The organism is Saccharopolyspora sp. NPDC047091 (assembly GCF_040643635.1).
GTDB lineage: Bacteria > Actinomycetota > Actinomycetes > Mycobacteriales > Pseudonocardiaceae > Saccharopolyspora_C.
The window spans coordinates 1-18619 of record NZ_JBEYUS010000096.1 but is presented as its reverse complement, the minus strand read 5'-3'; the positions used below and the strand labels follow the sequence as shown (position 1 = coordinate 18619).

Annotated in this window: 18 protein-coding genes; 14 read left to right on the top strand and 4 right to left on the bottom strand. The window is 73.0% G+C overall.

What is annotated here, in order from left to right; all coding sequences use genetic code 11:
- The first annotated feature begins 288 nt into the window (after window positions 1–288).
- From ABZ805_RS27145 to coaD, 4 genes are all read left to right on the top strand, one after another.
- Window positions 289–1089 carry an SAM-dependent methyltransferase gene (locus ABZ805_RS27145; RefSeq protein ID WP_358446071.1) on the top strand — a complete coding sequence of 267 codons (801 nt, stop codon included), beginning with the start codon at window positions 289–291 and terminating at the stop codon, window positions 1087–1089.
- A 199-nt stretch (window positions 1090–1288) separates the two neighbouring features.
- Entirely contained in the window at window positions 1289–1744 is a 456-nt protein-coding gene (locus ABZ805_RS27140; RefSeq protein WP_358446069.1) for a L,D-transpeptidase, read from the top strand.
- A gap of 100 nt (window positions 1745–1844) precedes the next feature.
- Window positions 1845–2507, top strand: a complete 663-nt coding sequence (gene rsmD / locus ABZ805_RS27135) for a 16S rRNA (guanine(966)-N(2))-methyltransferase RsmD (RefSeq protein ID WP_358446066.1) — start codon at window positions 1845–1847, stop codon at window positions 2505–2507.
- Window positions 2508–2595: 88 nt separating this feature from the next.
- On the top strand, window positions 2596–3090 hold the full coding sequence (gene coaD, locus ABZ805_RS27130) for a pantetheine-phosphate adenylyltransferase (protein WP_358446064.1): 495 nt from the start codon (window positions 2596–2598) through the stop codon (window positions 3088–3090).
- A 13-nt stretch (window positions 3091–3103) separates the two neighbouring features.
- On the opposite strand, the gene ABZ805_RS27125 is transcribed toward coaD, so the two are convergent.
- Window positions 3104–3559 (bottom strand): GNAT family N-acetyltransferase, encoded by a 456-nt coding sequence (locus ABZ805_RS27125; protein WP_358446061.1) that lies wholly within the window; start codon window positions 3557–3559, stop codon window positions 3104–3106.
- A 101-nt stretch (window positions 3560–3660) separates the two neighbouring features.
- Here ABZ805_RS27125 and ABZ805_RS27120 point away from each other — a divergent pair, with 101 nt between their 5' ends.
- The 6 genes from ABZ805_RS27120 (at window position 3661) to mutM (ending at window position 7849) form a co-directional block, all read left to right on the top strand.
- Window positions 3661–4095 (top strand): ribonuclease domain-containing protein, encoded by a 435-nt coding sequence (locus ABZ805_RS27120; RefSeq protein WP_358446058.1) that lies wholly within the window; start codon window positions 3661–3663, stop codon window positions 4093–4095.
- Window positions 4096–4304: 209 nt separating this feature from the next.
- Window positions 4305–5042: a DivIVA domain-containing protein gene (locus tag ABZ805_RS27115; RefSeq protein ID WP_358446073.1), complete on the top strand. Its 738-nt coding sequence runs from the start codon at window positions 4305–4307 to the stop codon at window positions 5040–5042.
- A gap of 120 nt (window positions 5043–5162) precedes the next feature.
- Window positions 5163–5741, top strand: coding sequence for a YceD family protein (locus ABZ805_RS27110; protein WP_358446055.1), 579 nt, complete (start codon window positions 5163–5165; stop codon window positions 5739–5741).
- Window positions 5742–5743: 2 nt separating this feature from the next.
- Window positions 5744–5926, top strand: coding sequence for a 50S ribosomal protein L32 (gene rpmF / locus ABZ805_RS27105; protein WP_184481814.1), 183 nt, complete (start codon window positions 5744–5746; stop codon window positions 5924–5926).
- 65 nt (window positions 5927–5991) lie between these two features.
- Entirely contained in the window at window positions 5992–6765 is a 774-nt protein-coding gene (gene rnc / locus ABZ805_RS27100; RefSeq protein WP_358446052.1) for a ribonuclease III, read from the top strand.
- A gap of 169 nt (window positions 6766–6934) precedes the next feature.
- Window positions 6935–7849 (top strand): bifunctional DNA-formamidopyrimidine glycosylase/DNA-(apurinic or apyrimidinic site) lyase, encoded by a 915-nt coding sequence (gene mutM, locus ABZ805_RS27095; protein WP_358446049.1) that lies wholly within the window; start codon window positions 6935–6937, stop codon window positions 7847–7849.
- A gap of 168 nt (window positions 7850–8017) precedes the next feature.
- Here the strand turns inward: mutM and ABZ805_RS27090 are convergent, their stop codons facing one another.
- The 3 genes from ABZ805_RS27090 to ABZ805_RS27080 are packed head-to-tail and all read right to left on the bottom strand — an operon-like array spanning window position 8018 to window position 12334.
- Window positions 8018–8725 carry a GAF and ANTAR domain-containing protein gene (locus ABZ805_RS27090; protein WP_358446046.1) on the bottom strand — a complete coding sequence of 236 codons (708 nt, stop codon included), beginning with the start codon at window positions 8723–8725 and terminating at the stop codon, window positions 8018–8020.
- 34 nt (window positions 8726–8759) lie between these two features.
- On the bottom strand, window positions 8760–10019 hold the full coding sequence (locus tag ABZ805_RS27085; protein WP_358446044.1) for a glycoside hydrolase family 27 protein: 1260 nt from the start codon (window positions 10017–10019) through the stop codon (window positions 8760–8762).
- 32 nt (window positions 10020–10051) lie between these two features.
- Window positions 10052–12334 (bottom strand): glycosyltransferase family 39 protein, encoded by a 2283-nt coding sequence (locus ABZ805_RS27080; protein ID WP_358446041.1) that lies wholly within the window; start codon window positions 12332–12334, stop codon window positions 10052–10054.
- A 317-nt stretch (window positions 12335–12651) separates the two neighbouring features.
- On the opposite strand from ABZ805_RS27080, the gene ABZ805_RS27075 reads away from it, so the two are divergent.
- The 4 genes from ABZ805_RS27075 to ABZ805_RS27060 all read left to right on the top strand — a co-directional run bounded on the left by ABZ805_RS27075 (window position 12652) and on the right by ABZ805_RS27060 (window position 18483).
- Complete coding sequence (locus ABZ805_RS27075) at window positions 12652–13887, top strand: bifunctional glycosyltransferase family 2/GtrA family protein (protein WP_358446038.1); 1236 nt, start codon at window positions 12652–12654, stop codon at window positions 13885–13887.
- Window positions 13884–16136, top strand: a complete 2253-nt coding sequence (locus ABZ805_RS27070) for a glycosyltransferase family 39 protein (protein WP_358446036.1) — start codon at window positions 13884–13886, stop codon at window positions 16134–16136. Before ABZ805_RS27075 ends, ABZ805_RS27070 begins: the two co-directional genes overlap by 4 nt.
- Window positions 16137–16315: 179 nt before the next feature.
- Window positions 16316–17041 (top strand): response regulator transcription factor, encoded by a 726-nt coding sequence (locus ABZ805_RS27065; RefSeq protein ID WP_358446034.1) that lies wholly within the window; start codon window positions 16316–16318, stop codon window positions 17039–17041.
- Window positions 17035–18483 (top strand): HAMP domain-containing sensor histidine kinase, encoded by a 1449-nt coding sequence (locus tag ABZ805_RS27060; protein ID WP_358446031.1) that lies wholly within the window; start codon window positions 17035–17037, stop codon window positions 18481–18483. Before ABZ805_RS27065 ends, ABZ805_RS27060 begins: the two co-directional genes overlap by 7 nt.
- Window positions 18484–18619: the final 136 nt, after the last annotated feature.

Genomic DNA, 18619 nt, shown 5'->3' with positions numbered 1-18619 from the left:
GGGTGTGGGGTGGGGCCGCGCCCACTGGGCGCTGGCCGGGTCCGCGCGCCCGGTGCGGGGGGGGGGGGGGCCCCCCCCCCCCCCCCCCACCGCTGCGTTCGGGGTGCTGCGTTCGGATGTCGCGTTCGACGGTTCCGCGGTCGGGGTTCCCGTGGTCGGCGTGGCGCGACCGCAGCGTCGTGCGCTGCGGGATCGGGCGGGTACCGTGACCGCACCGCGCGTCGCGGCCGGTTCCGGGACCGCGGGTCGGGTGCAGAGCCGCACCCGGGCACGAGCGACGGAGGAACCGTGCGGGAGCTCCCGAGAGGCGCCGACATCAGCAGGGCCAGCGCGGCCCGGATCTACGACTACGGCCTCGGCGGGTCGCACAACTTCGAGGTCGACCGCAAGGTCCTCGACGACATCAAGCGGATCTTCCCCGCCACGCCGCAGCCGGCCCTCGACAACCGGGCGTTCCTCGGCCGCGCGGTGCGGTACTGCCTGCGGGCCGGAATCCGCCAGTTCCTCGACCTCGGCTCCGGGATGCCGACCGTCGGCAACGTGCACGAGATCGCGCAGCAGGGCGACCCGGCGGCGCGCGTGGTCTACGTGGACGTCGACCCGGTCGCCGTCGCTTGCAGCCGCGCGCTGCTCGGCGGAGATCCGCGCACCACCGTGCTGCAGGCCGACATGCGCGAACCGGAGACGATCCTCGGCCACCCGGAAGCGCTGCGGCTGCTGGACTTCGCGGAACCCGTGGCGGTGCTGATGGTCGCGATGGCGCACTACCTCACCGACGAGGACGACCCGGCGAGCGCGCTCGCCGCCTACCGCAAGGCGATGCGCCCCGGCTCGCTCCTGGTGTTCTCGCACATGACCGCCGACGACCACCCCGAGGTGCACCGCACCGCGGAGACGTTCAACGCGGGCGGCTCGGAGCGGCTGGTGCTGCGCTCCAAGGACGAGATCACCGTGCTGCTGGCCGATTTCGAGTTCGTCGAACCCGGCCTGGTCCACCCCGCGGACTGGCGGCCGGACGGCCCCCTCACCCCGGACCACGTCCCCTCCGAAGCCGCCTGCTACGCCGCCGTCGCCACCCCGCGGAGCTGACCGGTCGGTCCGGAAATCCTTGCGTGGCAAGGACTGCGCGTCCCCGAAGTCCGGAATATCCGTTGCCGGACGGAAGTCGTGGGGCTGATGTGGTGAACGTCTTGGTATGAAAGCGCGTTCCTGCGACCGCAATGTGTTCGAACCCCTGTGCCTGTGGCACGGTGGAGTGAACTGCGAAAGCAGGAAGGACGTGAAGCCCATGCGCAACGTGAACAAGCGCCTCGGTCGGGCGGCCACCGTGGCCGCCCTGGTCGCCGGCGCGGCGCTCACCGGCACCGCCGCCTACGCGGACGCCGGGGACGTGACGCCCTGCCAGGCGACGGCGAAGGCCTGCGTGGACCTGTCGTCGAAGCAGGCGTGGCTGCAGGGGAACGGCCAGGGCTTCTACGGGCCGGTGCCGCTGACCTCCGGGAAGGCCGGCTCGGAAACCCCCGTCGGCACCTTCCGGGTGCAGTGGAAGGACGCCGACCACCGCAGCTCCGAGTTCGACAACGCACCGATGCCGAACTCGGTGTTCTTCACCACCACCGGGGTCGCCTTCCACGAGGGCAGCCTCGAACAGGAGTCGAACGGCTGCGTGCACCTGTCCACCACCGCCGCCAAGAAGTTCTTCGACAGCCTGAACCCGGGCGACGAGGTCCAAGTCGTGCAGTGATCCAGGACCACGAGCAGGGGCGGCATCCGCACGGGTGCCGCCCCGCTTCGCGTCCGGAGGCCCGCACCGGTGCCGCCCCGGCCGGTGCGAAGATGGGGCGGTGACACGGATCGTGGCGGGCAGTGCGGGCGGCAGGCGGATCGACGTGCCGCCGCGCGGCACCCGCCCCACCTCGGAGCGGGTCCGCGAGGCCGTGTTCAGCGCGCTCGAAGCGGCCGTGGACCTGGACGGGGCGCGGGTGCTCGACCTCTACGGCGGCTCCGGGGCGCTCGGGTTCGAAGCGCTCTCCCGCGGCGCCGCGCACGCCACGTTCGTCGAAGCGGACCGCCGCGCCGCGCAGATCATCCGGCGCAACGCCGGGACCCTCGGCTTCCGGCAGGTCGCCGTCGAGCAGGCCAAGGCGGAGACCGCGCTGGCCACCCCGCCCGGGGAACCGTACGACCTGGTGCTGGCCGACCCGCCGTACGACCTCGATCCGGCCCGGCTGGCCCAGGTGCTGACCGCGCTGGCCACCGGCGGCTGGACGGCGCCCGGCGGGCTCGTCGTGCTGGAGCAGTCCACCCGCAGCGGCGAGCCGGCCTGGCCCACGCCGCTGACGGCCGACCGCACCCGCCGCTACGGCGACACCGCGGTGCACTGGGCGTTCCTGGAGGACGCGCTCCCGGAGGACCGGGCACTCCTGGAAGGTCAGGCGCCCCTGGACGACCGCGAGTCCCAGGAGGACGTCCCGAGGCTCCCGGAAGGCGAGCGGCGGCCCGGCTAGCAGCCCGGATCGGGCGCGTCCGATCGGGCGGTGACCCGTGCCACGTCCGGCCTGAGGCGGACGGAACCCGGTGCTAACGTCCGGCCTCATGAGACGTGCCGTGTGTCCTGGCTCCTACGACCCGGCCACCAACGGCCATCTCGACATCATCGAGCGGTCCGCGGGCCTGTTCGACGAGGTGGTCGTCGCGGTCCTGGTGAACAAGAGCAAGCGCAGCCTGTTCACCGTGGAGGAGCGGCTGGACATGCTCCGCGAGGTCACCGAGCCGTGGCCGAACGTGCGGATCGACTCCTGGCACGGGCTGCTGGTGGACTACTGCCGGGAGAACGACATCTCGGCGATCGTCAAGGGCCTGCGCGCGGTCAGCGACTTCGACTACGAGCTGCAGATGGCGCAGATGAACCAGCGGCTGTCCGGGGTGGAGACCCTGTTCATGTCGACCAACCCGCTCTACAGCTTCCTGGCCAGCTCCCTGGTCAAGGAGGTCGCGACCTACGGCGGGGACGTGGCGAGCCTGGTGCCGCCGAAGATCGAGCAGCGGCTGGTGGCCCGCGTCGCCGAGCGCAACGCCGAGAACTCCTGACGCCCGCCGGTGCTCAGCCGGTGAGGTCCAGCTTCATCCCCACGTGGCTGTGCTCGAAGCCCAGCCGCGCGTAGAACCGGTGCGCCCGCTCCCGCGAGACGTTGCTGGTGAGCTGCAGGATCCGCGCCCCGCGCCCGCGGGCCTGCTCGACGGCCCACCGCACCATCTCCGCGCCCAGCCCGCGCCCGCGCTGGTCCTCCCGCACCCGCACCGCCTCCAGCTGCGCCCGCGTCGCGCCCGCGTGCGAGAGGCCCGGGATGAACGTGAGCTGCAGCGTGCCCACCACCTCGCCCGCCCGGTCGGCGACGGCGAGCAGCTGGTTCGGGTCGGCGTCGATCGCCGCGAACGCCGCCGCGTACGCCGGATCGCCGGGGCGCTCCCGCAACCGGCCCAGCGGGTCGTCGGCGAGCAGGTCCACGATCGCGGCGAGGTCGGCTTCGACGGCGCTGCGGAGAACGGGAGATGTCATGGGCCGACCGTAGGACCACGTGCGGGTGAACTGTGCGTCCACCCGGCTTCGTGTTCACGACAAGCCTCCAGCTGATCATGGCCGCGGGTTAGCGTCCGGGCATGAAGATCTCGTCGAAAGCCATGAACATCCTGCTGGCCGGTGTGCTCGCCGTCGCGGGCCTGTTCGGCGTCTCGGTGACCGCGCTGTCGGCCGACCCGGTCGGCGTCGGCACCCACCAGGTCGCCGCGGCCGAGTGCGGCGACACCTCCGGGTTCGACGCGGTGAAGCTCTCCGCGCTGCCCGCCGAGGCCTCCGACACCGTGGACCTGATCAACAAGGGCGGCCCGTTCCCGTACCCGCAGGACGGCGGCACGTTCAGCAACCGCGAGGGCATCCTCCCGGACTGCGCCAGCGGTTACTACAAGGAGTACACCGTCGAGACCCCGGGCAGCGACGACCGCGGTGCGCGCCGCTTCGTCGTGGGGGAGAACGGTGAGTTCTTCTACACCGACGACCACTACGAGAGCTTCTCCATCACCGACATCAACGGCTGACCTCCCGGTCGCCGCGCGCGGGCCGCTCGTCCTCCGGGGCGGGCGGCCCGTTCGCGTTCCGGCGGCTCGAAACGGGACACGCGCGGCTAGGTTCCCCACTTCGGGCGAGGCTGGCGGCACACTGGTGATCGGCCGACCCGTGATCCCCGGGGCCGGGGTCTGGTGTCATGCTTGCCGCTCCGGACGGCTACGACGGCAGGGAGATCGAGGTGTACCGGGTTTTCGAGGCGCTGGACGAGCTCGTCACGATCGTGGAGGAGGCGCGCGGGGTACCGATGACCTCGGGCTGCGTCGTTCCCCGCGGCGACGTGCTGGAGCTGCTCGACGACGTGCGGGACGCGTTCCCGCAGGAGCTCGACGACGCCCAGGACGTGCTCGACCACCGCGACGACGTGGTGTCCAAGGCCGAGGCGCAGTCCGGCAAGGCGATAGGGGACGCCAGGTCCGAAGCGGACCGCACCCTGTCCTCCGCCCGCGCCGAGGCCGAGCAGCTCGTCGCCGACGCCCAGGAGCAGGCCGATCAGCTCGTCGCCGACGCCCGCGCCCACGCCGAGGAATCGGTGACCGCGGGCCGCCGCGAGTACGAGGACTACGTGGGCCGCGCCCAGTCCGAGGCCGACCGCATGGTGCAGGCCGGCCGCGCCGCCTACGACCAGTCCGTGCACGAAGGCCGCTCCGAGCAGGCCCGGCTGGTCGCCGACACCGAGGTCGCCCAGGCGGCGCACGCCGAGGCGCGGCGCATCACCGAAGCCGCCCAGGAGGACGCGGAGCGGCTGCGCAGCGAGTGCGACGCCTACGTGGACGCCCGGCTCGCCGACTTCGAGGACCTGCTCAGCCGTACCCTGCGCACCGTCGGCAAGGGCCGCCAGCAGCTGCGCAGCCCGGTCGGGGTTCCGTTCGACTACGAGGAGTCCCGGCACGGCGCGCCCACCTACGAGGAGAACTGACGCCGCCACCCACCTGCGGCCGGGGCGATTCCGGGTGGTCGCGGGCGTGGCGTACGCTGGGCGCTCGTCCAGCCGTCGGCTGGTGCAGTGCCCCATCCCTTCACCTCGACGAGATTCGTGATGTCCCAGAACCGTGATGCAGCAAGTGCCGCCCCGCAGGTCGGCCCGTGGGTGATCGACACCCGCGAGCTCGGCCACCGCGCGGGCAGCAGCCGCAGCTTCGACCGCAGCGCCCCGGCGCCCGCCGGTTTCGGCCTGGAGATGATCGGAGTGCCGGAAGGCGACCCCGTCCAGCTCGACGTGCTGGCGGAGTCGGTGGTGGAAGGGGTGCTGATCTCGGGCACCGCCACGGCGGAGTTCACCGGTGAGTGCGCGCGCTGCCTCGACCAGTTCTCCGAGGAGATCGAGATCGAGCTGCGCGAGCTGTACGCCTACCCGGACAGCACCACCGAGGCGACCACCGACGAGGACGAGGTCAGCCGCGTCGTCGACGATCTGATCGACCTGGAGCCCGCGGTGCGGGACGCGATGCTGCTGACGATGCCCACGTCCCCGGTGTGCAGTGAGGACTGCGAAGGTCTCTGCACCGGGTGCGGGGTGAAGTGGGCCGAACTCGGCTCCGATCACACCCATGAGACGATGGACCCTCGCTGGGCCGCGCTGCGTGAGCGGTTCGGCGGGAACGAAGAGGAGAACTAGTCGTGGCCGTCCCCAAGCGCAAGATGTCCCGCTCCAACACCCGGCACCGCCGGTCCCAGTGGAAGGCCACCGCGCCGACCCTGGTGCAGTGCTCGAACCGGGCCTGCCGGGAGCAGAAGCTGCCGCACGTCGTCTGCCCGGCCTGCGGCCAGTACGACGGCCGCCAGGTCGTCCAGCCCGCCTGACGCGCGCGGATCGCGGAGTGGGGGGAAAGCAGTCCCGGAACCGCGTTGCGGACCGGGCCCCGTTGATGTCAGCGCTCGGCGTCGAACTCGACGCCGAGCTGCTCACGCTTGCCCTGACGCACCGCTCCTACGCGTACGAGAACGGTGGTCTGCCGCCGAACGAGCGGCTCGAGTTCCTCGGCGACTCCGTGCTGGGCCTGGTGATCACCGACCGGCTGTACCGGGAGCACCCGGACCTGCCGGAAGGTCAGCTGGCCAAGCTGCGCGCGAGCCTGGTGAACATGCACGCGCTGGCCGGAGTGGCCCGGACCCTCGGTGAGGGCGGGCTCGGCCGGTACCTGCTGCTCGGCCGCGGTGAGGAGCTCACCGGCGGTCGGGACAAGGCGAGCATCCTGGCGGACAGCCTGGAGGCGGTGCTCGGTGCGGTGTACCTGGAGAACGGGATCGACGTCGCCAGGGACCTCATCTACCGCCTGTTCGGCGCGCTGCTGACCGAGGCGCCGCAGCGCGGTGCCGGGTTGGACTGGAAGACGAGCCTGCAGGAGCTCACCGCGGCCGCCGGGCTGGGTGTGCCGGAGTACCGGGTGCAGGAACGCGGACCTGATCACCGCAAGGAGTTCAGCGCGTTCGTGGCCGTGGCGGGCGACACCCTCGGCGAGGGTGACGGCCGGACCAAGAAGGAAGCCGAGCAGAAGGCCGCCGAGGCGGCGTGGCGCTCGTTGTCCGAGCGGGAGCAGAACGCTCAGGACCAGGCCGACCAGACCGGCGAGTCCGGGGCGGACGAGTCCGCCGCGAGCGCTTCCGGTGACGGTGCGGCCCGCGACGGCGATACCGCGTGATCGTCCAGCGGTAGAGCGGTTTTCACTGCCGGTCGAGCGGTGGAACCTCCGGCGGCTCCGGCCGCCGCGGGATCCTCTGCTCGACCGGTTTTTTCGCGCGCTGCGGCGCGCACGTCGATGTTCCGCCGCCGTCGTGCGGCGAGTCCCCGCGGTGCCGAGAGGTGGGCGCGTGCCCGAGTTGCCCGAGGTCGAGGTGGTCCGGCGCGGTGTCGCCGAGCACGTGACCGGACGAACCGTGTCCGCAGTGGAGGTCCTGCACCCGCGCGCGGTGCGCAGGCACGTCCCCGGGCCCGACGACTTCGCGGCCCGGCTGGTCGGCCGCACCGTGCGCGGCGCGCGGCGGCGCGGCAAGTACCTCTGGCTGGTGCTGGACGAGGACGCGGCGCCGCAGGCCACCGAGTTCGTCGGCACCGCCGACGCGCCCGGCGAAGCGGTGCTGACCCACCTCGGCATGAGCGGCCAGCTGCTGGTGCAACCGGTCGGGACCGCGGACGAGAAGCACCTGCGGGTGCGGTTCGCGTTCGCCGACGGCGGTCCCGAGCTGCGGTTCGTGGACCAGCGCACCTTCGGCGGGCTCAGCCTGGCCGACCAGGTGGCGGTCGACGGGGTGCTGCTGCCGACGCCGGTGGCCCACATCGCGCCGGACCCGCTGGAGGAGGCCTTCGACCTCGACTCGGTGGTGGCGAAGCTGCGGTCGCGGCGCACCGGGGTGAAGCGGGCGCTGCTCGACCAGAGCCTGATCTCCGGGGTCGGCAACATCTACGCGGACGAAGCGCTGTGGCGGGCGAAGCTGCACTGGGCGCGGCCCACCGCCACGCTGACCGGCCCGGAGGTGCGGGCGCTGCTCGCCGCCGTCACCGAGGTGATGGGGGAGGCGTTGCAGGTGGGCGGTACCTCGTTCGACGCGCTGTACGTCAACGTCAACGGCGAATCCGGTTACTTCGACCGGTCGCTCGCGGTGTACGGCCAGGCGGAGCGGCCCTGCCCGCGGTGCGGGGCGGTGGTGCGGCGGGACGCGTTCATGAACCGCTCGTCCTACACCTGCCCGGTGTGCCAGCCGGAACCCCGCAACGCGCACCGCTGACGCGGGCGGGCCCCTCGGCTGCTGCGTGAACCGAGGGGCCCTGGACCAGTGCCACGCTCGAGCGGTGTTCGCTGACCCGGGCGTCGGCTACCCGGGGTGGCGCGGGGTGAATCATGCGGGCCTGGGTGGATCGTGCCGGCCGAGGCGGGTCGTGCGAGCGGGGGCGGACTAGCGGGAGCCGGGGATCTCGCCGGTGGTGGCGATCCGCTCGGCGACGTCCCGGAGCTTGACGTTGGTGTGCTGCGAGCTGGTGCGGAGCACGTCGAAGGCCTGGTCCGCGGAGATCTTGTAGCGCTCCATGACGATGCCGAGCGCCTCCCCGATGAGCTGGCGGGTGGCGACCGCCGAGTGCAGCTGCGCGTCGACGCGGGCGGAGGAGAACGCGACCGCGGCGTGCGAGGCCATGATCCAGCCGATCAGCTCGGAGTGGTCGGTGAAGGCACCGGGCCGCGAGGAGTAGAGGTTCAGCGCGCCCAGCTCGTCCTCGTCGGTGAACAGCAGGAAGCCCATCATGCTGCCGATGCCGAGCTCCCGGGCCTTCGCCGCGTAGCGGGGCCAGCGCGTCGTGCCGGTCATGTCGGCGATGCGGTAGGCCTGCTCGCGGTGCTGGGCGGCGTCCAGGCACGGCCCTTCGCCCAGCTCGACCTGGAACCGGTCCGAGTTGCCGACCAGGTCGTCCGTCACCGCGAGGGTCTCCACGCGGCGCCGCTCGCCGCCGCCGTGCAACGTCATGATCCCGGCGTGCTCACAGCCGTCCACCAGCGCGACGGCGTGCCGGCAGATGCGGTCCAGGGTGGGTTGGACGCCGTCCTGGGCGAGCAGATCCCGCGACATGGTGGCCAGTGCGACCGCCAGTTCTTCGGCTCCGTTGCGCAACGCACCTCCCGAGGTGGACGACCATCCCTCGCCCCTACCCGTTCCCGAGCATCGCGACACCCGCCCGGTCGATGCGGAGCAGGACGGTGCCGTGGGCGGGGACCTCGGCGGTGAGCGGGCCGGTGGTGCCGTCGGTGAGGTTCCGCGCCCGGTGCGGCCCGGCGGGGAGGCCCAGCTCGGCGGGATCGGCGGTGATGCGGGCCGGGGTGTCGCCGCGGTTGTAGAGGGCGATGGCGGTGCCGTCGTGCAGCGGTTTCGCCCAGACCTGGTGGTCGCCGCCGCGGACCTGGCGGGCCGCCGCGCCGAGCGGGTCCTGGTCGACGGCGAGCAGGTCGGGATCGGTGAGCAGCGCGCGGTCCGCCTCGCTCATCGTCCGGGGGTCGTTGCCCGCGATGAGCGGGGCGGCGAACATGGCCCACATGCTCAGGTGGGTGCGTTCCTCGTCGGGGGTGAGCCCGGCGTAGCCGTTCACGCCGTGCACGCCGACCTCCAGCATGTCCGGATCGTTCCAACACCCCGGGCGCACCCGATCCGCAAGTCCATTGTGGACTTCGATGATGTTCCGCACGCCCATCGGATGTGCGTTGCGGTTCCCGGAATCCCACACCGGCTGGATGTCCTCGGTCGTGCGCGCCAGGTGCGCGATCCCGCACCAGCTCTCGGATTCCCCCGGCTCGCCGGGGAAGTTGCTGTTCGGGTTGGTGCTGAAGACGATCGGCCTGCCGGTGGCGGCGAGCGCGTCGCGCATCGCGGTGAACGCGGCGCGCACGTTCCGGGTGGAACCGCCGCCGGAGCACCAGTCGTACTTGAGGTAGTCCACGCCCCAGGACGCGAAGGTGCGGGCGTCCTGCACCTCCCGGTCACCGCTGCCGGTCGCGCCCGGGTACGCGCCGGTGCGCTGCGCGCAGGTCCGCACGTTCGGCGACAGGTAGATCCCGAACCGCAGGCCCCGCGCGTGCAGGTAGTCGCCGAGCGCCGCCATGCCGCCGGGGAAGCGGGCGCGGTCGGCCCGCAGGTTCCCGGCGGCGTCGCGCTCCGGTTCGTACCAGCAGTCGTCCACGACGACGTAGCGGTAGCCGGCGTCCCGCATCCCCGACGCCACCATGGCGTCCGCCACACCGCGGATCTTCGCCTCGTCGATGTCGCAGCCGAAGGTGTTCCAGCTGTTCCAGCCCATCGGCGGGGTGGCCGCGGGCGGCACCGGAAGTGGTGCCGCCGCGGCGGTGTCCCGCGGTGGGGCGCTGGTGCCCGCGAGCGCGAGCACGGCCAGCAGGGCGAGCGCGACGCTCGGCACCCGGCGAGCGGTCCTCCCGGTGGCCGTCGGCATCAGTGCCGGTTCGCGCAGTCGTAGAGCCGGGTCGGTGCGTCCTCCCCGCCGGTGCCGGTCGTCGCCCCGCCGGTGCCGGTCGTCGCTGCGGTGCCGCCGTAGTCGGCCGGGTCGACGGCGGTGCAGTGCGCGGCGACCCAGGCCATCGACTCGTCGACGACGCGGGTGTCGACGTCCTCGCCGGTGCTCCGCACCCCGGAGCTGCCGTTGGTCCACACGAAGCGCAACCGTCCTTCCTCGACGTAGGTCCGCAGCCGGTCGACGGTGGGGGCCGGGTCGTTGCCGTTGTAGCCGCCGACGGCCATCACCGGCTCGCCGGTGTCCAGGATGATCGGTGCGGCCACCATGGCGCCGACGACCGCGACCAGCCAGGTCTCGCCCTGGTGGTGGTCGGTGAGGTAGCGGACCACCTCGTCGCTCACCTCGGAGCTCTGGCCACCGGGACCGCCGCGGCGGCCGTCGCCGGACGTCCGGGCGTTCTGGCCGTCCGCGTTCTGCCCGTTCGGGTTCTGCCCGTTCGGGTTCTGCCCGTTCGGGTTCCGGCCGTCCGAGCTCGTGCCGTCCGCGTTCGGGTCGGCCGAGTCCTGACCGCTGGAGTCCGGCCCGTCCGCACCCCGGCCGCCCGCGCCCCGCCCGTCGGCGCCCGGTCCACCGCGCCCGTCCTGGCCGGGACCGCGCTGGCCCCGGCCCGGACCGCCACCGCCGGGACCGCCGCCCGGGCCGCCCTGCGCGGTCGGTCCGGCGGACGGGAACGTCGCCTGGATCGGCGTGCTCAGCGGGGTCAGCGCGTAGGCCGTCGGCCCGGACAGCACCGCGATCAGCCCGGCCAGCAGCGCCGCCAGCCCGAGCTTCGCCCGCCGCATCCGCCGCTCCCGGGGGAACGCGAGCAGCAGCACCAGCACCAGTACCGAGACCGCGGTGAGCACCGCGATCAGCGGCGGCAGCCAGCCGATCCAGTCGGAGTCCAGCAGCGCGCACGCCCACGCCCCGGTGGCCGCGATCGACAGCGGCAGCAGCGCACCCCACCCGGTCGAGACCCGGAACAGCCGCACCATGCACACCACGCCGATGCCGGTCACGGCCGCGAGCGGCGCCGCCAGCGCCACCGTGTAGTACGGGTGCCAGATGCCGGAGGCGAAGGTGAACACCGCCGCGGTCACCAGCAGGGTTCCCAGCCACAGCAGGAGATCCGCGCGCTGCGCGTCGTGCGCGGGCCGCCGCCGCAGGTACACCAGCGCGGCGATCGCGCCGCACAGCGCCAGCGGGAACAGCCAGGAGATCTGCCCGGCCACCTGGTCGCTGATCAACCGGGTGAGGCCCTCGTCGCCCCCGCCGGGTCCGCCGCCCATCCCGCCGGGTCCGCCCCCGCCGGGCGGCATCCCGCCGGGCATCCCGCCGGATGGCATCCCGCCACCGCCGCCTCCGCCGGTCATCCCGGGCGACATGATGTGGTTCTGCCCGAGCACCCGCCCGAGCCCGTTGTAGCCGAGCAGCAGGTCCAGCACCGTGTTGTCCGTGCTGCCGCCGATGTAGGGCCGCGAGGCGGCGGGCACGGCGTCCACCGCGACCAGCCACGCGGCGCTCACCCCGGCCAGCACCAGCCCGGCGACGCCGAGGTTCAGCAGCTTCCGCGGCCACCGCGGCCGGGCCGCGACCAGGTACACCACCGCGATCACCGGGACCACGAAGTACGCCTGCAGCATCTTCGCGTTGAACGCGAGCCCGATCGCCACCGCGCTCCACACCAGCGGCACGAGCTTCCCGGAGCGGATCGCGTTGGAGGCGCCCCAGATCGCCAGCACGGTGAGCAGCACCAGCAGCCCGTCCGGGTTGTTGTGCCGCGCCATCGCCACCGCGATCGGCGTCACCGCCAGCGCCAGCGCCGCCAGCAGCCCGGCGGCGTGCCCGAAGGAACGCCGCACCAGGTGGTGCACCACGGCCACGGTGAGCACGGCGAACACGGCCTGCGGCACCAGCAGGCTCCACGTGCCGAACCCGAAGACCCGCGCCGACAGCGCCTGCACCCACAGCGCCAGCGGCGGCTTGTCCACGGTGATGAACGAGGCCGCGTCCAGCGAGCCGTAGAAGAACGCCTTCCAGCTCTGCGTCATGCCCAGCACCGTCGCCGAGTAGTACGTGTTCGCCCACTCGTTGATCGACAGCGCCCAGGTGTCGAGCACCGCCGACACCGCCAGCACCGCGATCAGCGCCGGCCGCGCCCACGCCGGGTCCGCCCTCCTGCCCAGCACCCACCGGGCCGCCCGGGACCGTTCCTGCTCCACCGCGTCACTCCTCTGCTCGCCGTCGCCCCGACGGTGGACGGCGAAGCTGGGAATCGGCTGGACGTCCGGTGCGAGCACTCCGGCCGGTCCGGCGCCCGTTCGCGCAGCACCCGGCACCCCGGCGGTGCGCGGGCGCGCGCGACGGGCCCGGATTCCCAGCGAACTCCCACCCGGCGCCTAGGCCCTGGACAACCCGGCGGTGCTTCATGGAACCCGGGTCGCCAGAGCTGCCGGCCGTGATGTCAGGAGCGGGAGAACGTGGGAAAGGGATGAACGTGATGCCGCAAGGAAGTGTCGATACCGCGCGCCGGGGGGCGATGGCGCGCGAGACGGCGACGGTCGATCTGGTGATCCCGGTCTACAACGAGGAACGGTCGCTGCCGGGGTGCCTGCAGGTGCTCCAGCACCACCTCGAGCACGAATTCCCGTTCTGCTGGACGATCACGGTCGTCGACAACGCCAGCACCGACGGGACGCTGCGCGTCGCCCACGAGATGTCCGAGTCGATGCCCAACGTGCGGGTGCTGCACCTGGACCGCAAGGGCCGGGGCCTGGCGCTGCGCACCGCGTGGGGTTACAGCGACGCGGACGTGGTGGTCTACATGGACGTGGACCTCTCCACCGGGCTGGACGGGTTGCTGCCACTGGTGGCGCCGCTGGTCAACGGGCATTCGGACCTGGCCATCGGGTCCCGGCTGGCGCCGGGTTCGCGGACCATCCGCGGGGCGAAGCGGGAGCTGATCTCGCGTGCCTACAACAAGGTGATCCGCTGGACGCACGGTGCGCGGTTCACCGACGCGCAGTGCGGGTTCAAGGCGGCGCGCACCGACGTGATCCGGCCGCTGCTGCGCAAGGTCGAGGACGACTCCTGGTTCTTCGACACCGAACTGCTGCTGCTGGCCGAGCACAACGGGCTGCGGGTGCACGAGGTGCCGGTGGACTGGGTCGAGGACGTCGACACCCGCGTCAACGTCACCAAGACCGCCACCGACGACATCGCCGGGCTGCTGCGGGTGGCGCGGGCCAAGCTGACCGGCGCCGCCACCGTGGAAGGCCTGCCGCGGCGGCCGGAACCGCGCGCCGCGCACCCGCAGGCGGTGCTCGCGGAACGGGAGAACGGCCTGCTGTGGCAGCTGTTCTCCTTCGGGATCATCGGCATCTTGTCCACAGTGGCCACGTCGGTGCTGTACGCGCTGCTGCGGTCGTGGTGGCCGCCGCTGGTCGCGAACCTGGTGGCGCTGACCGTGACGACCCTGTGGAACACCGAGGCGAACCGGCGGTTCACCTTCGTCGGGCGGGCCGCGTCCTCCGGGCGGGTGCACCTGCAGGGGCTGGTGGTGTTCGCCCTGTACTACGTGGTGACCTCCGGGGCGCTGCTGGTGCTGGACGCCGCGGTCCCGGACGCCTCCCGCTGGCTGGAGGTGCTGGTGCTGATCGCCTCCTCGGTCGTCGGCACCGCGCTGCGCTTCGTGCTGCTGCGCGCCTGGGTGTTCCGCCCGAAGACGACGCAACCCACCCCCGTTCCCCCCACTTCTGAGAAGGAAGCAGCATGACCACGGTCGCACTCGGCGCGCCCGCAGCGCACGCCGTCGACACAGCCGTCCGGAGGCGGTGGCACCCGTTCGCGCTCGGCGCGATCTGCCTGCTCGCCGCGGTCCTCTACGCCTGGGGGATCGGCGATTCCTGGGGCAACACGTACTACTCCGCGGCGGTCAAGTCGATGTCGCAGAGCTTCGAGAACTTCCTGTTCGGGTCGTTCGACCCGGCCGGGGTGGTCACCGTGGACAAGCCGCCGATGGCGCTGTGGGTCCAGGTGGCGTCCGCGAAGATCTTCGGCTTCACCCGGTTCGCGGTGCTGTTCCCGCAGGTCGTGATGGGTGCGGCCGGGGTGTTCCTGCTGCACCGCGTGGTGCGCCGGTGGGCGGGGGAGCACGCCGCGCTGCTGGCGGCGCTGGTCATGGCGCTGACGCCGATCACGGTGGCGATCAACCGGGACAACAACCCGGACACGCTGCTGGTGCTGCTGGTGGTGGCCGCCGCGTACGCGCTGACCCGCGCGCTCGCGGCGGAACGCGCCTCCCGCGCCACCTGGTGGCTGGTCGGTGCGGCCGCGCTCATCGGCTGCGGGTTCATGACGAAGATGCTGCAGGCGTGGATGCTGCTGCCGGTGTTCATCGCCGCGTACCTGGTGGGGCGCGAGGCGTCCTGGGGGCGCAAGGCGCTGGACCTGGTGGCGGCGGCGGTGACGGTGCTGGTCACCTCGTTCTGGTGGGTGGCGGCGACGATGCTGTGGCCGTCGCCGAAGCCCTACATCGGTGGCAGCGAGGACGGTTCCGCGCTGGACCTGATCTTCGGCTACAACGGGTTCGGCCGGATCTTCGGCGGCGAGGGCAACGGCGGTGGCGGGGGTTCCTCGTCGGGCGGTGGTCCCGGCGGTGGCGGGCCCGGTGGCGGTGGCGGCTTCTCCGGTGAGTCCGGGCTGCTGCGGTTCGCGAACGAGCAGCTCGCCGGGCAGATCAGCTGGCTGTTCCCGCTGTGCGCGCTGGTGCTGGTCTCCGTCGTGGTGGGGGCGGTGCTGCGGCGCCGCGCCGGGGAGCCGGGCGACCGGTTCGAGGCCGCGGGCTGGGTGCTGTGGGGCGGCTGGCTGGTGTTCATCTGGCTGATGTTCAGCTTCGCCCAGGGCACGATGCACCCGTACTACACGACGATGCTGGCGCCCGCGGTCGGCGCGGTCGCCGGCGCCGGGCTGGTCCGGTTCGGACGCTCCTACCGGTCGGGCGCGGGCAAGGCGTGGCTGCTGCTGCCGCTGGGCGTGGTGCTCACCGTGGCGTGGGCGGCGGTGCTGGTGTTCCGCGATCCGGAGTGGAACGGCTGGGCCGGGTACCTGGCGATCGGGCTGGGCGTGGTGGCGGTGCTCGCGCTGCTGCTCGGCCGCGGCAGGCGCGCGGTGAGCGCCGTGGCGCTGGCGTTGTCACTGGCCGCGGTGCTGGCCGTGCCGAGCGTGTGGTCGGCGGCGACGGCGTTCGCGTCGGACGGCGGAGGCGGCATGGGCGGGGCGAACCCGACGGCCGGTCCGTCGACCGGGATGGGCGGTCCGGGCGGTGGCGGTCCCGGTGGCATGCCGGGGCGGAGCTCGCAGGACGGGAACGCCTCGGGCCAGGATTCGCCGGGGCAGAACGCTCAGGACCAGGGCTCGCAGGACCAGAACTCGCAGGACCAGGGCGCGCCGGACCGGAGTTCGCGGCCCGGCGGCGGGCAGTCCCGCGGCGGTCCCGGCGGCATGAGCGACGAGTCCCTCACCGACGAGCAGCAGTCGCTGCTGGCGTACGTGACCGCGCAGGCCGGTGACCGGGAGATCCCGCTCGCGGTCGAGGGCGGGGCGCACGGCGCGAGCTCCTACATCATCAACAGCGACCTCCCCGTGATCGGCATGGGCGGGTTCATGGGCAGCGACGACGCGCCGTCGGTGGCGCAGCTGACCTCCTGGAAGCAGGCCGGGCAGCTCGGCTTCGTGCAGCTCGGCGGCATGGGCGGTCCCGGCGGCGGTGGCCCCGGTGGCGGCGGTCCGGGCGGCACGTCCGGGCAGCGGTCCCAGGGCGGCCAGGACCAGGACGGCCAGGACCAGGACGGGAACGGCCGCTCGCAGGGCGGCGGGATGCCCGGCGGCCAGGGCGGTGCCGCCACCGAGCGCCAGGAGTGGGTGGAGCAGAACTGCACCCTGGTGGACGCCGCGACCTACGGGGGCACCAGCTCCGAGCAGGACGGCCAGTCCTCCGGCGGTCTCTACGACTGCCGGGGTTGAGCCTCCGCCGCCGGGCCCGCGCGCAGGCCCGGCGGCGGTCCGGCCGAGGCGCCCCGGATCGCGTTCGACGACGAACGCGCCGGGGCGTCGCGGCGCCGGAAGACCCGCCGGGCCCGGTCCGCAGATCGTTCCCAGCATCCGTCCAGCGAGTGCCCAGCAGAGTGAGAGATCCTTGCCCCGTGGTTGATGCGAAGGCGCCGTCGGCGCGCGTACTGGTCGTCGATGACGAGCCGAACATCCTGGAACTGCTCACCGCCGCCCTGCGGCTGAGCGGATTCGAGGTGCGCGGTGCCGCCAGCGGAGCCGAGGCGTTGCGCGCCGCGGGCGATTTCCGCCCGCACATCGTGGTGCTGGACGTGATGCTGCCGGACCAGGACGGTTTCACCGTGGCGCGGCGGCTGCGCGAGGGCGGGGACGCGGTGCCGGTGCTGTTCCTGACGGCGCGGGACGCGGTGGAGGACCGGATCGCGGGGCTCACCGCGGGCGGCGACGACTACGTGACGAAGCCGTTCAGCCTGGACGAGGTGGTGCTGCGGCTGCGCGCGATCCTGCGCCGCGCCCAGCCCGCGCAGGTCGCCGAACCGGATTCGCGGTTGCGCTACCAGGACCTGGAGCTGGACGAGGAGACCTACGAGGTGCGCCGCGCCGGGCAGCTGGTGAACCTGTCGCCGACGGAGTTCAAGCTGCTGCGCTACCTGCTGATCAACGCGGAGAAGGTGGTCAGCAAGGGCCAGATCCTGGACCGGGTGTGGAACTACGAGTTCGGCGGGGACAGCCGCATCGTCGAGTCCTACATCAGCTACCTGCGCCGCAAGGTCGACTTCGTCCAGCCCGCGCTGATCCACACGATCCGCGGCGTCGGCTACGTGCTGCGCATCCCGCCGGAGGAGCGCGCCCGATGCTGACCCGGATGCGGCGGTTCACCCGCACGTTGCGCGGCAGGTTGCTGCTGCTGCTGATCGGCGCGACGCTGACCGGCCTGGTGGCGATGGGGTTCGCCAGCCAGCTGCTGCTGCGGGATTCGCTGATGGACAAGCTGGACGGGCGGCTGCACGAGATGGCGCGCCCGTGGCTGGACGGCCACCCGCGCCCGATGCCGAGCGGCGGACCGGACGAGCACGGTTCGGCTCCGCGGCTGCCCACGGACTTCCGGGCGCTGCTGTTCGACGAGAACGGCGACCTGTGGTCGATCTCGGGTCCGACGGAGACCGATCCGCGGCAGCCGATGCTCCGCAGGCCGGGCCCGGTCGGCGAGATCATCACGGTGCCGGACCGATCGGGCGGCGCGGACTGGCGGGTGCTGACCGAGGCGCGGCCGGACGGCGAGACGGTGGCGCTGGCGCTGTCCACCGGGGACGTCACCCAGACCCTGCAGTGGCTCACCATCATCGAGCTGGTGGTCGGCGGGATCGTGGTGGTGCTGCTGGCGGCGGCGTCGATGGTGACGGTGCGGCTGGGCCTGCGGCCGCTGACCCGCATCGAGCACACCGCGCACGCCATCGCCACCGGCGACCTGGAGCGCCGGGTCGCCGACCAGGACCCGAGCACGGAGACGGGCAGGCTGGGCGCGGCGCTGAACACGATGCTGGGCAGGCTGGTGGCCGCGTTGCAGCAGCGGGAGCAGTCCGAGCACCGCCTGCGCCGGTTCGTCGCGGACGCCTCGCACGAGCTGCGCACCCCGCTGACCTCGATCCGCGGTTTCGCCGAGCTGTACCGGCGCAGCGACTCGCCGGGGGAGCAGGACGTGCGGATGATGATGTCCCGCATCGAGAGCGAAGCGGTGCGGATGGGCGCGCTGGTGGAGGACCTGCTGCTGCTGGCCCGGCTGGACCGCGAGCGCACCATCGACCTGGTGGACCTGGACCTGGTGCCGCTGGCCACCGACATCGCGGGCGACGCGCGGGTGCGGGACACCGGCCGCGAGATCGAACTGGTGGCGCCGGAGCGCGCGGTGCGGGTGCTGGGCGACGGCCCGCGGCTGCGGCAGGTGCTGACGAACCTGATGACGAACGCGCTGGTGCACACGACACCGGGCACGCCGGTGCGGGTGGAGGTGGCGCACGGTTCGGTGCGCGACGGGGTGTTCGCGGCGGGAGCGCCGGTGCGGCCGGGGACCGCGATGGGCGTGGTGTCGATCAGCGATGCCGGACCGGGGATCCCGCCTGCGCACGCGCAGCGGATCTTCGACCGGTTCTACCGGGTGGACGACGGGCGGGAGCGCTCGGAAGGCGGCACCGGCCTGGGCCTGGCGATCACCGCGGCGATCGCGGAGGCGCACAACGGCCGGGTGGAGCTGTCCACCGGCCCGACGGGGTCGACCTTCCGGCTGCTGATCCCGTTGAGCTGACGCGCGAACGCCCCCACCGGCACCCGAGGACCGGTGGGGGCCACCGGTGCTGTCCACGTGCTCGACCGTCGACTCGGCCAGCAGCACCAGGGCGCGCCCGAGCAGCGGGTGTCCCGGGCTCAGGACGCCCAGCACG